The following is a 24,712-nucleotide window of genomic DNA, read 5'->3' as shown; positions in this document are numbered from 1 at the left end:
AAAGATCAGGCAAATCATTCTGTTATAGTAACGAAAATCAGAGGTTTTCACAAAAACTTATGTGTCCTTTTTTACGATAAGTTTTTAAACTTTAAATAAACTTAAGTGTTTCAAGAAAACTTTTGTGACTTTTGTGGTTGATATTTTTTGTTTACATACGGTTTCATAAAACGCAAACATCTGTGAAAATCCGTGTCATCTGTGGTTAATTTTACATTTTTATTTACAATAAAACAAAACTGTTTTTTCTCACTGAAATTTTAATCCTACGCTTTTTAAAACATTAAGATAAATGAAGATAGTAAGGTGAGTTAAGAAAAAAATCAAATGATTTTTTTAAGCTCTACGCCTTAAAGCAAAGCTAAAACTTAATATTCTTAAAAGCTTAATAATACTTAATGGTTTAAAATATTATCTCTCGCAGATTAAAAAGATCAGGCAAATCTTTCTGTTATAGTAAAGAAAATCAGAGGTTTTCACAAAAACTTAAGTGTCCTTTTTTACGATAAGTTTTTAAACTTTAAATAAACTTAAGTGTTTCAAGAAAACTTTTGTGACTTTTGTGGTTGATATTTTTTGTTTACATATGGATAGTAAAAACATCTGTGAAAATTCGTGCCATCCGTGGTTAATTCAAAAAAAGCAAGTCATTTTACAATAATTTTCTCGCATGATTAGAAAGAATTTCGATACTCTTCTCCATTTCCTCAAAGTTAAGATTTCCAAAACCCAGCCTCATCGCCGTAAGATTTTTTGTCTGATAAAGGAGTGTTTTAGGAATAAACAGGTTGTTCTGTGCACAGTTCCGACTCAGCTGCATCAGATTGACGGGAACTTTCCATTCCAGCCAGAAAGCAAGACCTCCCGAAGGCTTTTGAAACTGTATAAATTCGTCTAAATTTTCTTTAAGCAGTTCTGCAAAATGGTCGCGTCTTTCCTGATACACCTTTAAAGATTTTTTCAGATAACGATGTATTTCTCCTTCCTCAATCATCTCACCCAAAGCTCTTTCCATTAAAATATCACCCTGACGGTCTATAATTCCAAGGTATTTCCTCATCTCGACCATCAGATTTTCCGGAGCGACAATAAACCCGGTCCTGAACCCCGGAGCCAGCGATTTTCCAAAAGATCCGATATAAATAACCATGCCTTTCGTATCTGCACTTGCCAAAGGAAGAATCGGACTTTTATCGTAATGAAATTCATAATCGTAATCATCTTCAAGGATAATAAAGCCGTATTCATGAGCAAGATCGAGCAATTCAAGTCTTCGCTGAGCACTTAAAGCAACGGTAGTCGGATAGTGGTGGTGTGGAGTAAGATAAAGCATCCGGATTTTTTGCTTTTTACAGGCTTCCCGGACATGTTCAACGATAATTCCTTCTTCATCTATCGGCAGGGAAACAATATTCACACCTGCTTTTTGGAAAATCATATTGACGGAAAAATAACTCAAAGCTCCCACCAACACGGTATCTCCCACAGAAAGCAGAATTTCGGAAACGATATAAATACTCATTTCCGTGCTTCGGGTAATGAGAAGATTGTTCTTTGAAATAGGCAACCCGCGGGATAGATTAAGATAATGAGATAAATGTTCTTTAAAAAATTCACTTCCATCATGATTGTAATGTCCAAGCATTTTCTGGTTGGATTTTCTTCTAAGAATAGAGCTGTAGAACCTGGAATGTTGCCCGATCTGAGTCAGTCTGATATCCGGAACACCATCATTAAAAACATACTGGCAGTCTGAATGCTCAAAAGGATTATCTAAAATATTCGAAGTTTTGAATGAAAAACCTGTTGTCTCAGGATAATTTTGAAGGTTATCTTTTTCAAAATCCTTGACCTTTACAGGCTTTTCCTGATTTTCTCCAATGATGAATGTTCCTTTATTCGGAAGACTTTCCACCCAGCCCTGTGCAGATAATTCGTCATAAACAGCCACAGCAGTATTCCGGTGGATTTCCAGAACTTCACTAAAGGCTCTGGTTCCCGGTAACTTGGTGCCATAGGGCAGAAAACCTCGCTGAATAGCATTAATCAGTTGATTGGCAATCTGCATATAGATTGAAGTCTCTGAATTTCTGTCAATTTCTATAAAACTTTCGTAAGGAATCTTAACCGGACTATCCATAATCTTAAAACTGGTACCTTTTAGTGGTCCGGCAATATACTAATTTTGAATCAGAATAAATGAAAAGTTACGGGATACAAGTTATGAGGTGATAATCATAGCTTATAATAAGAGGATTAAATCTCGAAACTCGCAACCTGAACCAAAATTGATAACCTATGGAATTTCATCAACTGCTTGAAAAAATCGTCCAGGACGGCGGAACTCACGCCAAATGGCTGAACACCCTTTCGTTCATGGAAAATGCCGGTGCCAGAAAGATCTCCAAATGTGAGCATCCGGTTTCTGTCACGCTGATTCAGCTGAAACATGCTGCTGAAGAGCACCGTCATGCTTATTATCTAAAAAAACAGATTGGAAAAATAGATCCCGAATTGTGTAAAACCTATGAAGCGGACGAACTTTTGGCTCCGATCGCCACCCGACAGTATCTTCATTCGCTGGATGTAAAAGCGTGTAGATATCTTCAAACTGCTTTTAACCTGAATAAAGAAGAACTGAAATACGCAGCTTACCTTTTTGTAACCTATGCAATTGAAGTCCGCGCAGATGAACTGTACCCGGTATATCAGGATATTCTGACCAATGAATCTTCAAGAATTATGGTGAAATCTATTATTCTGGAAGAGGAAGGACATCTTGAGGAAATGATCAATCAGTTAAATGAATTTTCCACAGACTGGCAGCAGCATGCAGAAAAGATTTTGACCATAGAAAAAGAATTGCATGATCAGTGGATCCATGCCATCGCAGAGGAAGTTTCAGAGTTGAATTATGCTTAAAAAATTTCAGGATGCACTTGACAAAAGAAAAGAAGCGGGCATATTAAGAACTTTAAAGTCAAAATCAGCTGGAATTGACTTTTATTCCAATGACTATCTTGGATTGGCAGGAAATGATGAACTTCAGGCACAACTGCTTTTGAAGGTTCAGGAAAATCCTAAACTTCTTTCTGGAAGCTCCGGTTCAAGGTTGATCAGCGGAAACAGCAATACGACTGATGAAACAGAAAAGTACATTGCTGAACAGCATCAATATCCTTCAGCTCTGCTTTTCTCTTCCGGTTACAATGCTAATCTGGCTTTATTTTCCACACTGCCTGACCGTCATGACACGATTATTGTAGATGAGCAGATTCACCGCTCTGTTCATGATGCGTGCAGGATGTCTCATGCCCGGAAATTAAAATTCCGTCACAATGATCCGGAAGATCTGGAAAGTATTCTGAAAAAGCAAACCGGACCATGTTATATTGCTATAGAAAGCCTTTATTCTATGGATGGAGATCTGGCACCCCTTCAGGAAATTGCAGCTTTAGCGAAAAGATATAATGCCGCACTGATTGTAGATGAAGCCCATGCTTTCGGAATTTTCGGATATGGTTTGATTGAAAAATATCAGTTGCAAAAGGATGTTTTTGCAGTGGTAATGACCTACGGAAAAGCTTTAGGAGCCCATGGTGCAGCTATTCTTTGTGATGAAACCGTAAAATCCTATTTAGTGAATTTTGCGTCTCCGTTTATTTATACGACCGCAGCTCAGGATTTTTTATGGATGGCTATTAAAACCGGATATGAATTTTTAAAGCAAAAACCGGAACTGTCAGAAAAGCTTCATCAAAACATTGAAATTTTCAGAAATCAAGATATAGAAACACCATCTTCGGAATTGAGTCCGATACAGGCTGTATTGGTTCCGGATAATCAGCAATTAAGAAGTTTACAGAAAGGACTATCTGATCATAATTTCTTAACCTATGCCGTCTACAGTCCCACTGTAAAAGCAGGAACTGAAAGACTCAGAATATGCCTCCACAGCTTCAATACCGAAAAGGAGATCATAGAACTCACAGAAAGCATCAAAGCATTCCTTTAAACCAAACAAAAATTAATATTTAAACCTAACCCCCGAATCACGCATCTCGAAACCCGTACCCGCATGACCCAACTATTCATCACCGGCATAGGCACCGAAGTAGGAAAGACAATTTGCTCTGCTGTTTTAACACAATATTTTAAAGCCGACTACTGGAAACCTGTGCAGTCCGGAGATTTGGACTATTCGGACAGCCATAAAATAGAATCATGGACAGAAAATACAGTCTACCATCCGGAGGCCTACCGTTTTAAGCTGGCTGCATCACCGCATCAGTCTGCCAAAGAAGAAAATATAAAAATCGATCTTGATGAGTTTCATCTGCCTGAAACACAAAACAGGCTTATTGTAGAAGGGGCAGGAGGACTTATGGTACCCCTTACAGATGATATTTTCATGATCGATCTGATAGAAAAACTGGATCTTCCGGTGGCATTGGTGGTGAGGAATTATTTAGGATGTATTAATCATACTTTGCTTTCCATCATGGCATTAGAACAGAAAAAACTCAAACTGGAATATCTGATCCTCAACGGAGTTTTTCCTCCGGATACGGAAAGAGTGATCTGCAACTTTATTAAAAGAGAAACGAGGATCATCCGTATCCCTGAAATTGACCTACCCACAAAAGACAGTATTAAAGCTGCCGCAGAACAATTAACAAAAACAAAATTATGATAATGGACCAAAAAACAACCGTAAGAAACAACTGGACAAAAGAAGAAATAGAAGAAATTTACCACCAGCCGTTACTGGAACTGATTTATAAGGCATCTACCGTTCACCGTGAATGGCATGATCCGACCGAAGTACAGATATCTACTTTATTATCTATCAAAACAGGAGGATGCCCTGAAGACTGCTCATATTGTGGTCAGGCGGCTCGTTACCATACCAATATCAAAGTGCAGGCATTGCTTCCGACAGAAACCGTTATTGCTCACGCTCAAAAGGCAAAAGACAGCGGTTCATCCCGTTTCTGTATGGCTGCAGCATGGCGTGAAGTCCGAAATAACCGTGATTTTGACCGTGTAATTGATATGGTAAAAGGAGTGAATGAGCTTGGGCTTGAGGTATGCTGTACTTTAGGAATGCTTACTGAAGAGCAGGCTATCCGTCTTCAAGAGGCAGGTTTATACGCTTACAATCATAATCTGGATACTTCTGAGCAGTATTATGAAGAAATTATTTCAACAAGAACATTTGATAACAGGATTAATACGATCAACAACGTAAGAAATGCAGGAATAACAGTATGTTCCGGAGGTATTATAGGACTTGGAGAAACGCATAGAGACAGAATTTCAATGCTTTTAACCTTAGCTACTATGCCAAAACATCCGGAATCTGTTCCCATCAATGCTTTAGCCAGAGTGGCAGGAACACCGCTTGAAGACAACGAAAAAGTGGACACCTGGGAAATGGTCAGAATGATTGCGACAGCAAGAATTGTTATGCCTTCATCCATGGTCAGATTAAGCGCAGGACGTATCGAGATGAGCGAAACGGAACAGGCCTGGTGCTTTATGGCCGGAGCTAATTCCATCTTTACAGGAGAAAGAGAAACCTTATTGGTAACACCTAATCCGGGCGTTTCCGAAGATATGCAGATGCTGGAAAAGCTGGGCCTGAAGCCAATGAAGATGAAGGAGGCTAATTGTTGTTAACGCGGTTCGGGATTCGGGTTATAAAATTGAAGTTTTGTAAGTCACAGGTTGACTTGCAGAACTTCAATTTTCTCTCTTCTAACCTCTAGTCTCTAACTTCTAACTTCTAATTTAAAAAAATGAATACATTAATACAATCATTACAGTCAAGAGATAAAGCCGTCAACTGGCATCCTTACACGCAGATGAAAACGGCTGGTGATGCAGTGCCTATTGTAAAAGGAAAGGGTGTTTATTTATATGATGAGGATGGGAAAAAGTATATCGATGCGGTTTCATCCTGGTGGGTGACGTTGCACGGTCATGCTCATCCTTATATTGCAGAGCGTGTTTTTCAGCAGCTGAATACTCTGGAACAGGTTATTTTTGCAGGCTTTACACATGAACCGGCGGTTCAGTTGTCAGAAAACTTATTGAACCTGCTTCCAAAGAATCAGAAAAAGGTTTTTTATTCCGATAATGGCTCGACGGCTGTTGAAGCGGCACTGAAGATGTGTATTCAGTATGCTTATAATTTAGGGAAAGAAAAAACAAAGATTCTGGCTTTTAAAAATGCTTACCACGGTGATACGTTTGGGGCGATGTCTGTGAGCGGAAGAAGTGTCTGGACAAAACCTTTTGGAAGTATGCTGTTTGAGGTGGTTTTTATTGATACACCCAATGCAGAAAACCTGGAAAGCTTAAAAATTCAGATTAGAGATCTGGCGGAAGAAACAGCCTGTTTTATTTATGAGCCATTGGTACAGGGCGCTGCAGGAATGCTGATGTACGAAGCCAAACATCTGGATGAACTCATGAAGTTTTGTCGAGCTGAAGAAATTCTGATGATTCAGGACGAAGTATTCACAGGTTTTGGAAGAACAGGAAAGCTTTTTGCCGCTAACCATCTGACAGAAATGCCGGATATTATGTGCTTTTCAAAAGGCCTTACCGGCGGAACGATGCCTATGGGAATTACGACGTGTTCACAGGAGATTTTCAATGCTTTTTTATCTGATGATAAGTATAAAACGCTGTTTCACGGTCATTCTTTTACGGCCAATCCTTTAGCCTGTACGGCGTCACTGGCCAGCATGGAACTTTTATTACAGGAAGAAACGTTAGCGGCCATTGATCTTATCAGTAGAAAGCATTCAGATTTTTCTAAAACTCTTTCACAGCATCCGGATGTTGAAAATGTACGTCAGACCGGAACTATTCTGGCTTTTGAGTATAAAACCGACCAAAATACTTCTTATTTTAACCAAATAGGAAAGGTTTTATATGATGAATTTCTGGAACGTGGGATCATTATGCGTCCGCTGGGGAATGTGATGTATCTGGTTCCGCCGTATTGCATCACGTCAGAGGAACTGAACTTTGTTTATCAGAATATACTGGAGGTACTGGATGCTTTTAAGAATCCAGATCATTGCCCCATTGATGCAGCTGATCGAGAATAGGGCCTAATTTCCGGGCTTTATCCGTCAGCTTATAATAGACTTCAGGAGGAAAATTGTAAACTTCAATCCGTTGAATCATATGATTTTCCTCCATTTGTTTCAGCTGCTCCGAAAGCACTTTCTTTGAAACCCTGGGCATTTTACGCCACAATTCTACAAAACGAACCTGCTCTTCCTCAAAAAGATTCTGAAGGATTAATGGTTTCCATTTTCCGGAAAGAATATCCAGGCTTCGTCTGAGCCCACAGTTTTTAAATTCTTCAAAATTCATAGATCCTTGTATATAAGTGGTGAACCTTTTGGTAACCGTCTATTATCCAGCCTTGATTTAGCCCTAGTTTTACAGGACAAAATTAAACAAAATGAAACTGGAATTATGGCGCAATGCCACATTATTAATCCAAATCGGAGAGAAAAATATTTTAATTGACCCAATGCTTGGCGCAAAAGGTTCTCTGGGGAAATTTCCGATGACGGATAACGAATTATTGAATCCATTAGTCGATCTTCCATTCAGTGAAGAGGAATTGAAAGATAAACTGTCAAAAATTGATGCTGTAGCAGTAACCCACCTTCATCCCGATCACTGGGACGGAAAAGCGATTGAACTTTTAAACAAAGATATTCCCGTGATTTGCCCTGAGGTGATTGCAGAGCACATTGCGCAGTCAGGTTTTAAAAATATAATTTCCATTAAAGACAGCATGATCTGGGAAAATATCAATATTACCATTACGCAGGGACAGCACGGAACCGGAGAAATAGGAGAGAAGATGGGGGAAGTCAATGGTTTTGTCTTTAAAACGGAAGAAAAAACACTTTACATCGTTGGCGACAGTATCTGGTATGAAGGAATTGCTACAGAAATTGATAAACACAGACCTCAGCATATTGTGGTTGCAGGTGGTGCAGCGACTTTTGTCGTGGGAGATCCTATTATTATGACCAGCCAGGATATCATTAAGGTTTGTGAGTATATTCCTGATGCCACCGTTTTGATAACTCATCTTGAGGCGGTAAGTCATTGTAAAGAAGACCGGAAATTTATTCAGGATAAAATCATAGAAAGCGGATGGCAGGACCGATGTTTTGTTTTGCTGAATGGTGAAGAATATTCTTTTGATTAATCTGGTGTCGGCTCACGAAAAATAAAAAAAACCGGGTTAAGGATAAAATCTATTATAAACAATTATTTCGATAGCTATTATGGATTACTCACTCTTAAAAATTTTAATTCTTCCGATTTTAATGTTACTTTTATTATTCCAGACATAATCCTCTGTTAGATGGATGTTCTCACAACCTAAGGGGAATGATACTGGAGTAATTCTTCATTAATTTTCGTCTCCTTGCTGTTTAATGTGCAGCACTGCTTTTTCAATATAAACTATATTTCATAGAATAATAGCAACTGTGGCCAGGCTAAGACCTCCGGCTCTGTACTGTTCTCCGATGTGTTCCGATAAGACAGAATAATCATTTAAGGAAAATAGGAACCACATGAAGCACCATCGATCGCTTTATTATTGTTTTTTTACAAGAATTTGATTTAAATGACACTACACTCGCTGTGGTAAATGAATCTCTCAAAACTTTCTTTATGCTCTATTCCTTTTGTGATTAAGGGAAACAATAAGATACACATTTAAAGTTCCCGTCTTCACTACCCAATACTTTAATTTCAGTTAATAAGATTAAACACTTAAGAAACGGACGGATAAACTACAGTATATAATATTATTTGGTAAAATTTATTTGTGAAATAACTTCTAAAATCTTATAAATGTGCATATTATCTTATTAATGTGTTGATTTTTTATTTAAGAAATTGCTCTTTATGTAATTTTTTACCTTTTATGAATTTTACGGCTTATTTATTTTATATTTAAAAATTAGAGTAATTTAATTTTTATGAAAATATTTACATATACAGCAATATTATCTTTAATATACTGCAAACCTTACAAGGATACTGCTGTATTTTATAATAATATTAAAAATGAATATTCCAGTAAACTGAGCCCTGATCGTCGGTTTATTTTATTCTATAAATATGAAGCTAATCCTCACAATCCTCAAAGATGGCTTAGCTACTTCGTAACAGAATCCAAAACTAATATCCTTAAAAAAGAAAAAAGCAGAAGTCTTACAGATTCCATTTATTGGAGATCCGACAATACACTCGTACTTATCCCTTATCGGGAGGTTATCAGAGCAAAAACGGAAGTAAACGAAGAAAACGAAGAAGATCAAATTTTAATCCCCATAAAATAAAACCCAAAATGAAAAAAAAATATTTCGGAAATGGCGTAATAGTACTTGGTCTTATTTTTTTATTGAATGCCTGTCAGCATTTCAGTAAAAAGACAGGCTCCACCCTTCAGCCTCTGCCGTCCTCAAAAATGACAGAAACGGGACAAAAGAAAGAAAAAGATCAACAGAAGAAATCCGATAAGATCAAGATTCCTACCGATAAGGAAACTTATGCCCAGATACAAAAAGCCCAAATCCTAAAAACTGGATTCGCTTACAATGATCCAAAATTCAGCAGAGTATTTGAAAAGTTTGGAGACGGAACGGAAGAGAAACTTTTAAGACAGGAACTTTTGTTCAGTATGGTAAAACCCGGAGAAATGGTAATAGGTCACCGTGCCGAAAAAAAACTAAGAGAACAGAAGACGGGTGTCAGGGAAAAGAAAGGAATTGAAGAAATGGCAGAGTACAGACGTAACATTACAATACCTATAGGAACCACCGAGATGCTTTATGAAAATGGGAATTTAATGAAGGAATACAGCAAGGCATTGAACAGTCTTACACTTAAGAATGCCCGCAAGAATTCTTCTATTGCTGCAAAGAATGGAACCTATTCTATCAATAATGTTACCTTTACAGAGAGAGGTCCTTATAATATTCCGGGAAGAGACAGAAGTCTGGTAATTTCACCTACCCATCCCGATAAATGGTACGTAGGAACAGCGGGAGGCGGGGTGTGGATTACCGAGAATGCGGGAACTACGTGGAGAAATACCACAGACTTTAGTGTGCCTAACCTTTCATCTTCTACTTTAGCCATTTCTCCTCAAAATCCGAATATAGTCTATGCGGGAACCGGAGAACCATTTGGTAATCTGGATGGCATCACAGGAGTTGGCCTGATTAAATCCAGTGATGCTGGTGAACATTGGGCTCCTGTAGCCAACACTTCAGCCTTTGGCGATGTGGGAAGGTTATTGGTGAATCCTGCCAATGCCAATCATTTACTCGTAGGAACTCCAAAAGGAATCTACATGACCCAGGACGGAGGAACTACCTGGACACAACCATTCTCCGGAGCAGCAATGAACTCCATCAATTACAGCTCTGTTCAGGATATTGTAGCCACCAACGATTTTGGGGTAATATATGCAGCCGTTAACACACTGGGAATTATGAAGTCAACAGATGGAGGCCTAACGTGGACAAAAATATTTGACGCTGTATCCCTTAATAAGGGTATAGAAAGAATAGAATTGAGCATATGCCATACAGACCAAAGCCGAATATATCTGAGCTGCCAGGAACTTAATACGACAGGATTGTATATGTCCAGGGATGCAGGGACCAGCTTTCAGGCTCTGACCTTTCAATCCGGAAACAGTAAAGAAATATTAGGTGACCAAGGCTGGTATGATAATACTATTGCTACGCATCCTACCAATGCCGATATTTTTTATGTAGGTGGGGTTTACCTGGCTAAGATTACAGTAAATACTACAAATAATTCATATAATGTCCTATCCATTGCCAGTGGTTATAATACAGCCTATCTTAATACCTCTGTACATCCTGATCAGCATGGTATCGTCTGCCAGGTCAATTCAAATGATCCTACTCAGTTCAGATTACTGCTGACTAATGACGGAGGAGTTTATTCTACACAATACAAAGTCAATCCGGGAGAAACCCAGGGAGACTGGTCTAACCCGGCTAAGGGTCTTAATACAACACAATTCTACGGAGCGGATAAAAAGAATGGAGAAAATGCTTACGTGGCAGGAGCTCAGGATAATGGCTCTGCAGCTACTATTACAGCCCCTTCTTCCGGTTCTTCCGATTATTTATCATTATATGGAGGAGATGGTTTTGAGACACTTTGGAACTATAATAAACCTAACGAGCTATTGTTTGGCTCTCAGTATAATAACTTTGTAAGAGCAGAACAGGGAGTAAGCTTATCAGGTCGTTTTAATGCAAGCAATGCTGATAATGGGTCGGCATCATCACCATTCTATTCCAAATTAGCCAATGCCAATAATAATCCGGATGTTGTATTTACTGTTTCTTCCAATGGGGTTTGGAGATCTTTGAACTTCGGACGGACATGGGATTTAACCTCCTTTACACCAGCCAATAATGGGACATGGCCGGGAAACTCATCCTATGCGACAGTGAAGGTATCTGTAGCCAATCCTGATGTAGTGTGGGCAGCAGCAGCTGTTTCGCCTGGCGCAGGTACAGCATATAAGGTGAATGTTTCAAAAGATAATGGACTTACTTTCGCCAAAACAACAGGGAACTCGCCAACAACAAGTAATCTCTATATCAGCGGCCTCTCTCCATCCAATACCAATGAGGCCAGAGCATATGTGCTACACTCGGCTGCAAGCCAGCCTAAGGTAGTAAAAACCAATGATTTTGGAGCAACATGGACCGATATTTCAGGATACAGTACGGGATCTGTATCATCAGGTTTTCCAAATGTACCGGTACATAGTTTAATTGAAATGCCATTTGATGAAAATGTCCTTTGGGCAGGAACAGATATAGGAGTATTTGAAACCATAAACGGGGGAACGAATTGGTATCCGGTAACCACTCTTCCGCCAGTTTCTGTCTGGCAGATGAAAATCGTTAATGATCAGGTCGTGCTTGCTACTCACGGCAGAGGAGTTTGGACAGCTACTATTCCTGAATTAACTACCTATGTGCTTCCGGAATATGTACCGCCCCCAAATATCACAAGTATCAAACAGGCAGGTATTCATGATATGAAGGCTGTAGCAGTCTTTAATTATACAAATCCACAAATCACGAGCCTGAAGGTATTTGTAGATAATACATATGTGTCAACTATTTCCAGTACACAGCCAAATACTGATTATACCTTTACAACTAATTCAAGTCTTCCGGAGGGAGTTCATACAGTCTCCGTTTTGGGGGTATATGGATCAAAAGAAACAATTAAGACATCAAAGTCTGTGGAGATCATCAACTTTAATGCAGGTGCCCCTGTGATTAATATCCCTTCATTTACAGCTAATGATGTATACATTGGAACAGGTAAGTTTGTGGTAGATAATGTATCAAATAAGTTCAGCTATAATGTACTTAATAATGTTGGCCATCCATATGCAGGTTCCACCAATTACCAGACCTATGTGAGAACTCCGGTCATTATAGGTGCAGGGTCTCCAATGACGGTGAGGCATATGGCATTTACAGAAGCAGGCTATGATTATGCATACGTGGAAGGATCTAAGGATCTGGTGACCTGGAAACTATTAGGCGTTTATGATGAAGCTTCATTCAGTAACTGGACAAATGCAGGAACTCCGCTTACAGCTGCCACTGTGAATGAAACACTATTTCAAAACAGTTCTCTGAATTTAACCGGTTTTGCTCTTGGAGAAGAAATTGCAGTAAGACTTCGCATGGAAAGCGATACTAATACAGAATCTTATGGCTGGCTTATAAAATCAATTATTCCAACCTCTGCACTTGGTGTAAACGACATTATAAAAACAGAAGAGGGCATCAGATTGGCTCCCAATCCGGCCAATGACCATACAAGCATCTTGCTTCCTTCTAATAATAAGAAAAATGTAGATGTTTATATTTATGATGCTTCCGGAAGACAGGTAATATCTTTGAAGAAACAGAAAGGTTCAAAAATAGATATTGACGTAAAAGAATTATCAAAGGGACTTTATCTGGTACTTGTAAAAACAGATACACAAAATAAAGCATTGAAGTTAATTAAAAATTAATTTTATTCCTCTAATAAATGACTGTGTAAAATATTATAAACAAATATCACTGTTACAAAAAGTAATTAGGGATGTTTTGTGTTATTGCCTTGTATCATTTGCTTAAAATTTTATTATTTTCTTTATTGTACCGCTAAATAAATAAGCTGATAAAACGGAAAATTGATATCTATCAGGCCTGGATTGGTTTATGCTTAATCCGCATTTTACCTTCGTGATCCATTAAACAATGAAGCTGAAGGAATGTAATACCTTTTCTATCCGGCAGCAGATATAACATGAGGCAAAAATATGCTGAGCTTTCCATGAAAGATAGATTTATGTTAATTATATGACTTTGTTCTTTTTTAGAACACAAAAAAACAGAAATTAAAATATTTTTTAGAATTGATGAAAAAAAATTATTTGTTAGCTATTTCATTGTCAATGATTAGCTTTACCCAGGCACAGGAAAAAGAAAAGAATATCGATGAAATAGAAATTCACGCAAGAGCAAAAGTAATTAAGGAGAGGGAAGAATTTAAAAGACATGCACAATCCACAGAAGTTATTTCCGACTATGAAATAAACCGTAATAATCCAGAATTTGTAGAACAAAGCCTGGGGATGATGGCTGGCGTTCAGGTAGAAAAAAGGACACAGCTAGGCGGACAAAGAATCATAGTAAGAGGGTATGGAAATGACCAGAAGTTTAATAATTGGGGAATCAAGATGTATCTTAATAATATTCCTCTAACCGGAGCAGACGGTATTACTGTTCTAGACGATGTGAATTTCGGGCTAATCAACCGTATAGAAGTTGTAAAAGGACCGGCTGCCACATTATATGGAGGTGGTTCCGGGGGAGCAGTAAGATTTTATATGGAGCCTGAAACTAAAAAAGGCACTTCTATTTCTGAGCAATTTAATACCGGCTCTTTCGGATTGTTTCAAAGCTCAACTTCTGTTACCAATGTAGGAAAGAATCACTCTATCATAACCAATTACGGGCACATTGGAAGTGATGGATATCGACCTCACGGGAAAAGTATCAAAAATTTTTACAACATCAATGGAGAATTTAAGCTGAATGAAAATCAAAAAATTACTTTATTGGCTACCCATGGTAATTCTCTGGAACAAGTTTCCGGGCAAATTTCCTATGATGATTACTATAATAAAATTGACAACGGAAATTTTGCCTACATCAGAAGAGGTGCAAAAACAAAATTTGTTACTTCGAGGGTTGGAGTTGGCCATATCTGGCAAATTACTTCTGGTTTAAAAAACAGCACTACAATATTCTATGCAGGAACGAACGGTGACAGAATTGCAGCCGGGGCCTATGAAACCTCTTCTTTTTCTAACTATGGACTCAGATCTGTATTTAATTTCAATCAGGATTGGGAGGATTTCGGGAGCCAGGCAGAATTCGGGGTTGAAATTCAGCAGTCTCTGGCTACTATTACCAATTACCGTTATAAAAGTGTAAAAAATACTGAGCCTCCTGTTTTAAGACCTCTTTCTGACGGATCTTATTTTAAAAATATGAACCATCAGAATAACTATTTTGCGGTTGAGAAAATCACTTATAAGCCATGGAGTTTAATGTTTCTTGCTGGACTCAGCATCAATCAGATCGGCTATAACAGAAAAGATTTGCTGGCTATACCTGGATTATTCATGACTAATACTGATAATGTCTATAAAAAGGATCTGTCCTTTGACAAAAAGTTCAAAGCCGTAGCTACTCCCCATTTTGCGCTTCAGAAAGTATGGAAAAATCAGATATACAACCTAAGCTATAGCGAAGGATATAATGCACCCACCTCCGCCACAGCTTTCATACCCGGCCTTAACATAACCAATGAAAATCTGACTGCGGAAAAGGCAAAAATGTGGGATTTCAGTATTCAGGGACTGATAGAGAATACATCAATAGATTATCAGTTTTCACTGTTCAGTATTAATATTAAAGATAAGCTTACCCAATTGGCAGGAAGAATGTCTAATGCAGAGCAAACAGCTTACACCTATTGGGCTAATACAGGAAATCAAAAAAATAAAGGATTGGAGATGAGTATAGGCTATTCTTACAAACCAGAACACTCCTTAGTTTCGAAAATTCAACCGTTTGTAAACTATACCTATAATGATTTTAAATATTCTGGTTTCAGTACCTATTTAAAAGAAGACGGAAAGCCTGCGGGAGTTAATAATTATGAAAAAAAGAGTGTTGTCGGAGTTCCGAAAACAAAAGTATCTTTCGGGCTTGATTTTGAAACAAACTTAGGACTATACTGGCAAAATACATATAATTTTATGGGAAGTGTCTACACTGATTTTGCAAACATAAATAAAGTAAAAAGCTTCGGACTTTTAAATTCAAAAATAGGTTATAAACATAATTTCAATAAATGGGATTTAGATATATTCATAATAGGAAATAATCTGACTAATCAAATCAATTACAAATTCTTATTTTATGGCAACAGTATCAATGATACGGATGCAGATAATCAATATAATAATTCTGCGGTCTATACTGATGTCAATCCCGGCCCTAGTAAAGCTTATTTTTTTACAGGATTTAATGTAAAATATAATTTTTAAGCTCTTTCAATTTGAAAAAACCGTAAAAGTCCACGATTTCACTAATTTTAATTCGGGAGGTTCAAATCTATTCATAATTTAGCCTATTAAAATTTTAACAAAATGATTCTTGAAACAGAAAGACTGCTGCTCAGAGATCTTGATATGAATGATAAGGAAGCCATTTTCGGGTACCGTTCAGATGGGGAAACCAATCAGTTTCAAAGCTGGATTCCCAAAACTCTGGAAGAAGTGGAAACATTCATCATCAGGAACTCCAAAGAATTCAATCTGCCGGAGACATGGTATCAGCTTTTGATTACAGATAAGCTGACGAAAGAAGTCATCGGTGATGTAGGCGTGCATTTTATAGACAGTAATCAGGTGGAATTTGGAATCACACTGAGTAAAAAGCATCATCACAAAGGATATGCTTCCGAAACATTGAAAGGATTGATTAACCTGATGTTTAAAGATTTGAAGAAACACAGGATCACCACTTCCATTGATCCTGATAATACCAGTTCATTGCAGCTGATGGAACGTCTTGGCTTCAGAAAGGAAGGGCACTTCGTTAAAAGCCTGTACATCAACGGTGTTTGGGTAGATGACGTGATTTATGCGATTCTTGCAGAAGAATGGGTAAATAAATAAATGGTGGCTGAGGAACTCGAAGCCACCTTTCCAAACAGGCTATGGCTCATTTTTTGGATGTCCCTTCTAAATTAATATCTATGCTAGCCTTATTTCTCTTAGAACTCAACTGGAAAGAATTGCTGATGGGACATGAAGAATGGTCTTTTCTTTTAGAGATCATTCTCCGGACGGCCATTATGTTTCTGGCGATTATTATCGGATTAAGGGTTTTGGGTAAAAGAGGTGTAAAGCAGCTCTCCATTTTTGAGTTAGTCGTTATTATCGGTTTAGGTTCTGCGGCTGGTGACCCGATGTTTAATAAAGATGTGGGCATCGTTTCTTCAATCCTGGTTTTTATCGTTATTATTCTTTTATATACGATCATTACTATTTTTATCGCCAAGAGCAAAAGATTTGAAAAACTGGTGGAAGGAAGTTCTGCCTGTCTGATTAGAGATGGAGAGTTTGCTATAGATAATTTCAAAAAAGAAAATCTGGGCAGCGATGAATTCTTTGCCGAGCTTAGATTAAAAGGCGTTTCACAATTAGGACAGATTGAAACAGCGATTGTAGAGAGTTCCGGAGAAATCAGCATATTTTTTCATGAAGATAAAGCCGTGAAATACGGACTTCCGATCATGCCTGATTCATTGGAAAATCCATTGAAGATAATTCCTCAAGAAGGCCATTATTCCTGCATATTCTGCGGACATACCGAATCTAAAACAGAAGGAAATGCCGGAAACTGCCCAAAATGTGGGAAAGACGAATGGGTGGAAGCCAGCGATAAAAAAAGAGTAACATAAATTATAAGTAATGGGTAATGAGCAATGAGTAATAACGTGCCTTATTTCTTCACCTTAATCTGATATCTCTTGTCTCATGTCTGAAATCTATTGTCTTTATTCTTGGTTCTTGATTCTTGACTCTTTTTCCTTAATCCTCCACACATTTATTACTTGCCGCCTTCATTCCAAAGTAAAACATCAGGATAACGGCACAACTTAAAAAGTAAAAAGAACTTTTCCATGAAACATCCCAATCATGCAGCTTCCCAAATACGGGAGGTCCGAACGCAGCGATCAGATACCCTACAGACTGTGCCATTCCTGATATTTTCACGGCATTGGCGCTGTTTTTTGTTCTTGTTGAAAAGAAAAGGATGGATAAACTGAAAGACAAGCCATTCGAAAGACCAATAATAACAGCATTAGCATAGATCCATTGAGACTGCAGCCAGACGAACATCATTGTACTTCCGAACATTAAGGTACAGATAAGGACAATCAGAATCCGCTGATCTTTCATTTTTCCTGCAATGATCGGGGCACAGAAAGTAACAGGAATCATAGTGATCTGGATAACGAATAGAACCCATCCGGTACTTTCGCCCTGCATATTGTAATCGGTAAGAAACGACGGCAACCAGGCCATCATACAGTAATAAAACAACGACTGAAGTCCCATAAAAACACTGATATTCCATGCCTGGGCGGATTTAAACATATTGAAATCAGAAACAGTCAAAGCTGCTTTGGACTGACCCGGATTTTTTTTATTGAATATCAATTCAAGAATCAGAACAAACAGCCCCAAACCTGCAATCACCAGCCAGATTCCCAATGAACCACGCCATCCGAATCCTGTCCATTCACCGATTCTTACACTAAAACCTGATGCCAAAGCTGCGGTAAGATTCATAGACACGGCGAAAATTCCGGTCATCAGTCCGATCTGTTTGGGGAAATTATTTTTAATATATCCAGGAGTAACCACATTTCCGATACAAATCCCAAGTCCTATGAACACAGATCCTGCAAAAAGCATCCAAAGAGATCCTGTAATTCTTAGAAAAAGTCCGAAACTTAAAATAATCAGAGAGTACATCAGAAATCTGCTGATACTGAATTTATGCGAAAATCTGCTAACCAAAACGGAACAGGTAGCAAACATAAACAAAGGGATAGATGTAAGCAAACTGACCTGAAAGCTATCCAGTTTCAAAGCATTTCGTATTTCGGATAGCACCGGAGAGACGGAAATAATGGGAGATCTCAGATTGCTGGATACCAGTATGACAACCAGTACATTGATCAGCATCAGAACGTAGGAAGCATTCTTTCTTGTTTCATTCTTCATCATGCAATACATATTTGATGCAAAGTTAATTCAGTTATTTCATTGGACCTTGCCAAAATTTTTACTTAAAACGACAATTGAATACAACAACATCTCCTTTGTTTATAATAAAATAAACAAAAAAAATCTCCAGGTTGCCCCGGAGATCTATACTGATTTTAAATATTCCTAGAACTTGAATACGCATCCGCAAACACTCATTTTTCCTTCTACGACTGTAGTCCACTGTCCGTTCCACGTACCTCCGTAAGAAGCACAGATAGAAGGACAAATTTCTTTTGCATCTTCGTTGCTCCAGATAGGTCCTGCTAAAACGTCCATAGTATATTCCGTACTTCCAGATGGTTCTGTATCGTATTCAACTTCGATAACGCTCATCTGACCTTCGACAATAGTGCTCCATTGTCCAGTGAATTTTCCTAAATGGGCCGCAGCAATACGACCTCCGATTTTTTGTGCTTCGTCGTTGCTCCAAAGCGGACCTGCAACGATGTTGATTTTGAATTTTGACATGGTGTAATGTTTTAAGTTGTTTAACATGACAAAGTTGTCACTTTAAAGGGAAATATAACAGCGTAGAAAGTACCAAATTCACGATTCAGTATTTACACTTAGCCAGAAAATTCATTATTCTATGTTTCCATAAACCCATGAAATAAACAATTACGTATGCATATAATGAAAAAGGTCCCCTAGATGAGGAGACCTTAAAAAAACACAAATGATGAAAAAAAATTATTTCGAAGCACAAATATAAGTAAAATTTACATTATGCAAAACATCATAAAGGTATAAATATTCAAAAATTATTAATTCTACATAAAAATAGGCTGTGCCATTAATTGGCTTTTTCTTTCATTTTTTTACAATTTTTTCCTACCGAATAGATTACCAATCCGAAAATAACCCAGTCAATGACTGCACTCGCCGTATAAATGCCACTAATTCCAAATAGTATGGGTACAGTAAGGAGTGCAGGGATATAAAAAACAACCTGTCTCAGAATACTGATCACCGTCGCCGGTTTCGCATGATCAACAGACGGAAACCAAACCATAGCCATAAAAACAAAGGGCAGCGCAGGCAGAATACTCATGTACATTCTAAAATCAGTCAGTTGAATGTTGCTAAAAACCATATCCGGAATCATCACCGACAATACACCTGACGGATAAAACATAACAAACAGCCAGAACGGCAGTAGAATCATTAATCCAACTAAAGAGAAGATCCAGTAAGCTTTGATGCTTCTTTCATATTTTCCGGCTCCGTAGTTCATGCCCGAGACCGGCTGAAGTGCCCGCATCAGACCCCAAAGCGGCGTATTCAAAAGGATATAGAAACGGTTTACTGCCGTGAAAAATGTAATATCCGAATCTTTTCCATACCTCGCCAGTACATTGAACACGACAATATTCTGTATCACGATCATGATCATCATAATAAATCCGGGCATTCCCAGTGAAAGCGCTTCTTTAATAATGGCTTTGTCTTTTTTCAGGGACCAGAACCTGGTTTTGAAAGACGCTTTTCCTGATGAATAATACCAAACCCCTAGAACGGTATAAATGATCATTGAAACATTCGTAGCCCAGGCAGCACCTGCAACGCCCCAGCCAAAAGTATCGATGAAAACAGGTTTTAAAGCGACATCTACTACCAACCCGACAGCAATCATCCATGCAGCGGTTTTCATACGGCCTTCCGCGCGAATCATCATATTCAGGGCCAGCCCGTGAATCCAGAAAAAGCTTCCGAGAATCGTTGCACGGAAATATTCGGTTCCCAATGACAGAATTTCACCTCTTCCGCCCATCATATATACCAGTTCTTTTCCAAAAATAAAGCATGGAATGGTGATCAGGACAGAGAAAATTAAGGTAAGATAATTCGCTGTTCCCAAAGAATTGTTTAGCTTTTCTTTATCATCCGCTCCGATCCAGATACTCACCGCAGAGCCAATTCCTGTCCCGATCAGTGTACCAAATCCCTGAGCAAACTGAGCCAACGGATAGGCTATACCAACTGCCGCCAGTGCTGTGGTACTGATCAGATGGCCGACAAAAATTCCGTCCAGAAAATTATTCATTCCATAAAGTACCATTGCAATCACGGCTGGCCATGAAAGCTGCCACATGACCCGATACATATTCCCGTTTAAAATAAGTTGTTTCTGCTTTTCCATTATATAAGTATGTCTTCGATTTTTATATCTGAATGAAGAAATTCTACAGTCTGAAGTCCTTCGCAGCCTTCCATGAGCATCAATGCTTCTTTATCTTCGAGAAGCGCATCAAGAAGAACAGTGTCCAGACTTTCTTTTCCAACCTTTATCATTTTTATACTTTTGATTCCGTTCGGATGTGTAATTTTTTTAGGTCTGGGATTGACAGAATAGGCAGACATCAGAAAAGGGAAGTGGGTATCATCCGGAACAGCAAGCCGCCATGAGAGTTTTTTTCCGCGGACATCTTTTCTCCTGCTTTTAAATGCTTTACAGCCGATATCTAAATATTCCAGAAGCAGCCGATAGTACTTAAGATCTTTCTGCCGGGTTTCCAGTGACCAGTCACACCAGCCCGGACTTTCATGCCATCCTTTCATTCTTTCCAAAACAGGGGAGTACCCGAATACTCTCATGATCCATCTGAATGGCAGAGGAATGGCAGGGATTTTAAAAATTTCAATAAAAACACCCTCTTCAAACCAGATAAAAGCATTGTACGCTTTTGAAGGATGGGCTCCGTATTCAACATTGAATCCGGCATCTGTCAGTTTTTGAACAGCACGGTTTAGATCATCTGTACGGAATAAAACATGGCTTATCTGCATCATTTATAGCTTATAATTAAGAATGATTCTAAATAATAATTAACTTTGTGCAAATATAGACACCCGGTTCATGTTTTAGGGTCTGTATAAAGGAGTAAAAGCTCCGCCAAAAGGAGAAATACATCAATACGAATGGCGCTTAAACTGTATGGAGACGATATTGAAAATCCGCTGATGGAAAGAGACCATCCGCTCACTGGATCATTACCATATCAGGACATTGTGGAATGTGAAACTCAGCTGGATCTGCCTTATGGAAAAGGAAGCTATAACGAAATCTATTTTGGAGATATCCATATCGGATACGGATTGGCCAACCTTGCAGATAAAGTCCTGTTGAATTTTGAGACCGATCATGAAACTGTGGAAATGCATTTTGCCCTGAAAGGAAAAAGCAGTGCGGTTTCCGGAAATTTTGTCGAGAATATAGATTTTTCCAATGGTCAGAACAATATTATCTATGCATCCGGAATGGAAGGAACGATGGAATGGGAGAGCCGGAATTTTGAACTTTTTGAGATCAATCTTTCTCCCGGTTTTTTTAAAAAATTTCTGCCTGATGAATCCCCGTTATTTGAAACTTTCAGAAACCGGATGGAAAAAGGGAATGGCTGTCAGCTGAACCCTGAACATAACAGAATCAATGCGCGGATGTATGAATTGATTAATGAAATTATCAACTGCGAACGAAAAGGACTATTCAAAAGGATGTTTATTGAAGCCAAAACCATTGAACTGCTGCTCCTTCAGTTTGAACAGATAGCAGATCAGTCATTGATAAAAACTTCTTTAAAAAGGACGGAAATCGACAAGATTCATGCGGTGAAGGATTTCATTATGAAAAACCATCATTCGGATCATTCACTGATTGAGCTGGCCCATTATGCCGGGACAAATGAATTTACCCTTAAAAAAGGATTCAAAGAACTTTTTGGAACCACCGTTTTCGGATTCTGGAACAGCCTTAAAATGGAGGAAGCCAGGAAAATGATCCTTGAAAAAGAAATGACCATCAGTGAAGTTTCAGACGCAGTAGGCTACAAAAATCCACGCCATTTTTCGACGGCTTTCAAAAAAAAATTCGGAATGGTTCCGAGCCAGCTGAAAAAATTCTGATCAGTAGAATATTTTACCGTTTTCTATTCGTACCATTTCTTCTTTCTCCATTTTTTTAACAACGCGTATCACTGTTTCTACGCATAAGCCCGTAAGAGAAGCCAGTTGCTGCCTTGTAAACGGAAACTGGTAGGAATATTTGCTGGTGTACTGATTATAGGATTTCAGGCACTCCATTACGCGTTTTACTTTGGTTCCCGGATCGGGTGATGAGATATTATTCAGCATTACATGCCTGTAATACATTCTTTCTGCTGTGTAGGTGTAGAGTTTTGAGAGAAGATCAGGCGAACTTCCGATAAGCGCCAGAAATTTGATCTTATCCAGCTTTATGATTTCACAACCCGTCATGGCCACAGCGTTAACAGGATAGTCTTTATCAATGAACAGAGAGCTCTCTACCAGACAATGCCCATCGAATGGGATGCTGTGAATGATTTCACGCCCGTCTTCATGATAATTATTGATCTTTACCGTTCCGGTTTTGATCTGAAAATAGTATTTCGGAACATCACCTTCTTTAAAAATAACATCGTTGACCCCATAACGGACAAGTTCGGCTCCCGAGGACAATAAAAGTTCTTCATCGATTATCATAGGCATATCGGACACACAACCATGAAATTGAATTGTTCAGATCAATCTCACAGCTATTGCTTTTAAATTTTTATTCAAAAATAAATATTAGTTTATAAAAAGAAGGTAAGATAAGCAAACTTTAACAAATTCACAATAAAATCAAGGCAACATGACTCCAGTCATAAAATATATTGATCATTGTTTTTACTTTTGGCTGGCAGTTTAAAAGCTCCATATATCTCAATACATTACGTTTTAACATTGGCCTCTCGATTGAGAGGTTTTTATATTCTATGATTAAAACACGAATAGCACAAATGACACGAACAATATTTTTCGCACTAGTGTTATTTGTGAAAGTATTTGTGTGATTTGTGTTTAAAACTAGTGTTGTGATTCCACTCATAAAGGAATTCTTCCGGTTTTTATAACTTAGTCTAAAATTCAATACCATGAAACCAAAGCAGATCCCGAGAGTTCCCCAGCAGATATCTGGTGGATTTCACGATACAGAAAGCCAAAAAGAGTTTGATCCAACATTTCTTCCGGTAAAATTTGAACTGCTCAAAGAAAGATTTTTTGCCGTTAACCAATGGAAAAGCTATTGTGGAGAAGGATTTGCAGACTTTAAACTTTATGATGCCGAAGGAAATGGAATCATAAGAGCTCCTCAGATAGGAGATTTTATAAAAATTGATATTCCCGGGCCGGGAGAAAAAGGAGCGAAAGGTTATGACTGGGTAGAAATCACTGACATCTGCTTCCTGGAAGACAACGTGTCGGAAAGCATTATGATCACCTGTAATCCATCAAAAGATCCTGAAGATAAGCACAGCAAACATATTTCTCATTTTTACAGTGCTAAAGCTACATCTACCTTTATGATTTCCAGAACAGCCAGCCACTTAAAAGCTGCAGTCTACGGACGGAATGAAACGCCAAATTTCAATGCAGGATTTATTGATATTGTTAGAAATTTTATGATAGCCGCCGGTGGAATGATAGGTGTTTCCAAGATCCAATGGAAAAAACTTTCGGACGGTTTTCTGGACTTTGAATAATTAACCCGAAATCCGCATTCCATAAGATGTGCTAAAATGTATAGTAAAAAGACTTCATTTCTAATTATTTACAAAACAATTCATCTTTTGAACTATCGAATATCTATGGGAAAGACTTCTGACACAGGGATTATTCTCATAAAATTAATACAGAGAACCGTTTTAGAAAAAATTTAAGCCCTATATTTGCACCGCAATGTTAAAATGGCTTTCCATAATATGTTCAATGATGTATGTGCTTGCTACCACCAATACGGCGGAAGTGCTTAAAGTGCCGTTGTTTGTGGAACACCTTATGGAATATGAAGGAAACTTCGCGGAGTTTGTCATGGAGCACTATGACAACCACAAAGAAGATTCAGACTGGGCTACAGACCAGAAACTTCCTTTTATCAATCCACCCATTGTGCTGATGGTGAATGCCCAGCTTCCTGATATGACTTTTCACATAGAAAAACCTAAAGAAATCAGGGTGCCTCAGAAAAACAGCACTTATCAGGAGAAAAACTTTCCAAGTCTTTATCTTTCCCGTATTTTCCAGCCTCCGCGGTTCTCTTAATTGATTTTGAATTGAAAATTAATGCTTTAGGATTTTGCCCTGAAGCAGTCAATTTCTTGTTTATCA

At 38.3% G+C, this 24,712-nt stretch carries 21 protein-coding genes; 14 read left to right on the top strand and 7 right to left on the bottom strand.

Annotation, left to right across the window (positions count from 1 at the left end; all coding sequences use genetic code 11):
* Positions 1-652: 652 nt before the first annotated feature.
* Complete coding sequence (locus tag IW22_RS08490; protein ID WP_034725594.1) at positions 653-2,140, bottom strand: PLP-dependent aminotransferase family protein; 1,488 nt, start codon at positions 2,138-2,140, stop codon at positions 653-655.
* A gap of 158 nt (positions 2,141-2,298) precedes the next feature.
* Between IW22_RS08490 and IW22_RS08485 the strand changes: the two genes are divergently transcribed.
* The 5 genes from IW22_RS08485 to bioA all read left to right on the top strand — a co-directional run bounded on the left by IW22_RS08485 (position 2,299) and on the right by bioA (position 7,124).
* On the top strand, positions 2,299-2,922 hold the full coding sequence (locus IW22_RS08485; RefSeq protein WP_034725593.1) for a hypothetical protein: 624 nt from the start codon (positions 2,299-2,301) through the stop codon (positions 2,920-2,922).
* Entirely contained in the window at positions 2,915-4,015 is a 1,101-nt protein-coding gene (locus IW22_RS08480; RefSeq protein WP_034725592.1) for an aminotransferase class I/II-fold pyridoxal phosphate-dependent enzyme, read from the top strand. The genes IW22_RS08485 and IW22_RS08480 overlap by 8 nt, the downstream gene beginning before the upstream one ends.
* A gap of 63 nt (positions 4,016-4,078) precedes the next feature.
* Positions 4,079-4,693, top strand: a complete 615-nt coding sequence (gene bioD / locus IW22_RS08475) for a dethiobiotin synthase (RefSeq protein ID WP_034725591.1) — start codon at positions 4,079-4,081, stop codon at positions 4,691-4,693.
* Positions 4,694-4,695: 2 nt separating this feature from the next.
* Complete coding sequence (gene bioB / locus IW22_RS08470; RefSeq protein ID WP_034725590.1) at positions 4,696-5,682, top strand: biotin synthase BioB; 987 nt, start codon at positions 4,696-4,698, stop codon at positions 5,680-5,682.
* Between the two features lie 119 nt (positions 5,683-5,801).
* A complete protein-coding gene (gene bioA / locus IW22_RS08465; RefSeq protein WP_051891158.1) occupies positions 5,802-7,124 on the top strand; it encodes an adenosylmethionine--8-amino-7-oxononanoate transaminase in 1,323 nt (440 codons plus the stop codon).
* Here the strand turns inward: bioA and IW22_RS08460 are convergent.
* The gene (locus IW22_RS08460) at positions 7,078-7,395 is read right to left on the bottom strand and encodes a winged helix-turn-helix transcriptional regulator (protein ID WP_034725588.1); all 318 of its coding nucleotides are present in this window, start codon (positions 7,393-7,395) and stop codon (positions 7,078-7,080) included. The two genes, bioA and IW22_RS08460, sit on opposite strands and share 47 nt — an antisense overlap.
* Positions 7,396-7,486: 91 nt before the next feature.
* On the opposite strand from IW22_RS08460, the gene IW22_RS08455 reads away from it, so the two are divergent.
* From IW22_RS08455 to IW22_RS08430, 6 genes are all read left to right on the top strand, one after another.
* Positions 7,487-8,251, top strand: a complete 765-nt coding sequence (locus tag IW22_RS08455; RefSeq protein ID WP_034725587.1) for an MBL fold metallo-hydrolase — start codon at positions 7,487-7,489, stop codon at positions 8,249-8,251.
* Positions 8,252-9,035: 784 nt separating this feature from the next.
* Positions 9,036-9,398: a hypothetical protein gene (locus tag IW22_RS08450; protein WP_034725586.1), complete on the top strand. Its 363-nt coding sequence runs from the start codon at positions 9,036-9,038 to the stop codon at positions 9,396-9,398.
* Positions 9,399-9,406: 8 nt separating this feature from the next.
* On the top strand, positions 9,407-13,153 hold the full coding sequence (locus tag IW22_RS08445; RefSeq protein WP_051891157.1) for a T9SS type A sorting domain-containing protein: 3,747 nt from the start codon (positions 9,407-9,409) through the stop codon (positions 13,151-13,153).
* Positions 13,154-13,543: 390 nt separating this feature from the next.
* A complete protein-coding gene (locus IW22_RS08440; RefSeq protein WP_034725585.1) occupies positions 13,544-15,745 on the top strand; it encodes a TonB-dependent receptor in 2,202 nt (733 codons plus the stop codon).
* Between the two features lie 102 nt (positions 15,746-15,847).
* Positions 15,848-16,378: a GNAT family N-acetyltransferase gene (locus IW22_RS08435; protein WP_034725584.1), complete on the top strand. Its 531-nt coding sequence runs from the start codon at positions 15,848-15,850 to the stop codon at positions 16,376-16,378.
* An 80-nt stretch (positions 16,379-16,458) separates the two neighbouring features.
* On the top strand, positions 16,459-17,166 hold the full coding sequence (locus tag IW22_RS08430; protein ID WP_034725583.1) for a DUF421 domain-containing protein: 708 nt from the start codon (positions 16,459-16,461) through the stop codon (positions 17,164-17,166).
* Positions 17,167-17,296: 130 nt separating this feature from the next.
* On the opposite strand, the gene IW22_RS08425 is transcribed toward IW22_RS08430, so the two are convergent.
* The 4 genes from IW22_RS08425 to IW22_RS08410 form a co-directional block, all read right to left on the bottom strand.
* Positions 17,297-18,502: a CynX/NimT family MFS transporter gene (locus tag IW22_RS08425; protein WP_228384018.1), complete on the bottom strand. Its 1,206-nt coding sequence runs from the start codon at positions 18,500-18,502 to the stop codon at positions 17,297-17,299.
* Between the two features lie 165 nt (positions 18,503-18,667).
* The gene (locus IW22_RS08420; RefSeq protein ID WP_034725582.1) at positions 18,668-19,012 is read right to left on the bottom strand and encodes a mannan-binding lectin; all 345 of its coding nucleotides are present in this window, start codon (positions 19,010-19,012) and stop codon (positions 18,668-18,670) included.
* A gap of 325 nt (positions 19,013-19,337) precedes the next feature.
* Positions 19,338-20,684: an MATE family efflux transporter gene (locus IW22_RS08415; protein ID WP_034725581.1), complete on the bottom strand. Its 1,347-nt coding sequence runs from the start codon at positions 20,682-20,684 to the stop codon at positions 19,338-19,340.
* Positions 20,684-21,334: a VOC family protein gene (locus IW22_RS08410; RefSeq protein ID WP_034725580.1), complete on the bottom strand. Its 651-nt coding sequence runs from the start codon at positions 21,332-21,334 to the stop codon at positions 20,684-20,686. The genes IW22_RS08415 and IW22_RS08410 overlap by 1 nt, the downstream gene beginning before the upstream one ends.
* A 129-nt stretch (positions 21,335-21,463) precedes the next feature.
* Between IW22_RS08410 and IW22_RS08405 the strand changes: the two genes are divergently transcribed.
* Positions 21,464-22,447 (top strand): helix-turn-helix domain-containing protein, encoded by a 984-nt coding sequence (locus IW22_RS08405; protein ID WP_034725579.1) that lies wholly within the window; start codon positions 21,464-21,466, stop codon positions 22,445-22,447.
* Here IW22_RS08405 and IW22_RS08400 read toward each other — a convergent pair whose 3' ends face one another.
* Positions 22,448-23,050 (bottom strand): Crp/Fnr family transcriptional regulator, encoded by a 603-nt coding sequence (locus IW22_RS08400; RefSeq protein WP_051891156.1) that lies wholly within the window; start codon positions 23,048-23,050, stop codon positions 22,448-22,450.
* Positions 23,051-23,478: 428 nt separating this feature from the next.
* On the opposite strand from IW22_RS08400, the gene IW22_RS08390 reads away from it, so the two are divergent.
* Positions 23,479-24,087: a hypothetical protein gene (locus tag IW22_RS08390; RefSeq protein WP_051891155.1), complete on the top strand. Its 609-nt coding sequence runs from the start codon at positions 23,479-23,481 to the stop codon at positions 24,085-24,087.
* A gap of 226 nt (positions 24,088-24,313) precedes the next feature.
* Complete coding sequence (locus tag IW22_RS08385; protein ID WP_131401710.1) at positions 24,314-24,646, top strand: hypothetical protein; 333 nt, start codon at positions 24,314-24,316, stop codon at positions 24,644-24,646.
* Positions 24,647-24,712 lie beyond the last annotated feature (66 nt).

The sequence above is a fragment of the Chryseobacterium sp. JM1 genome, from assembly GCF_000737715.1.
GTDB lineage: Bacteria > Bacteroidota > Bacteroidia > Flavobacteriales > Weeksellaceae > Chryseobacterium.
Note: the sequence above shows the minus strand (reverse complement) of the source record. Positions and strands in the feature narration are given on the sequence as shown.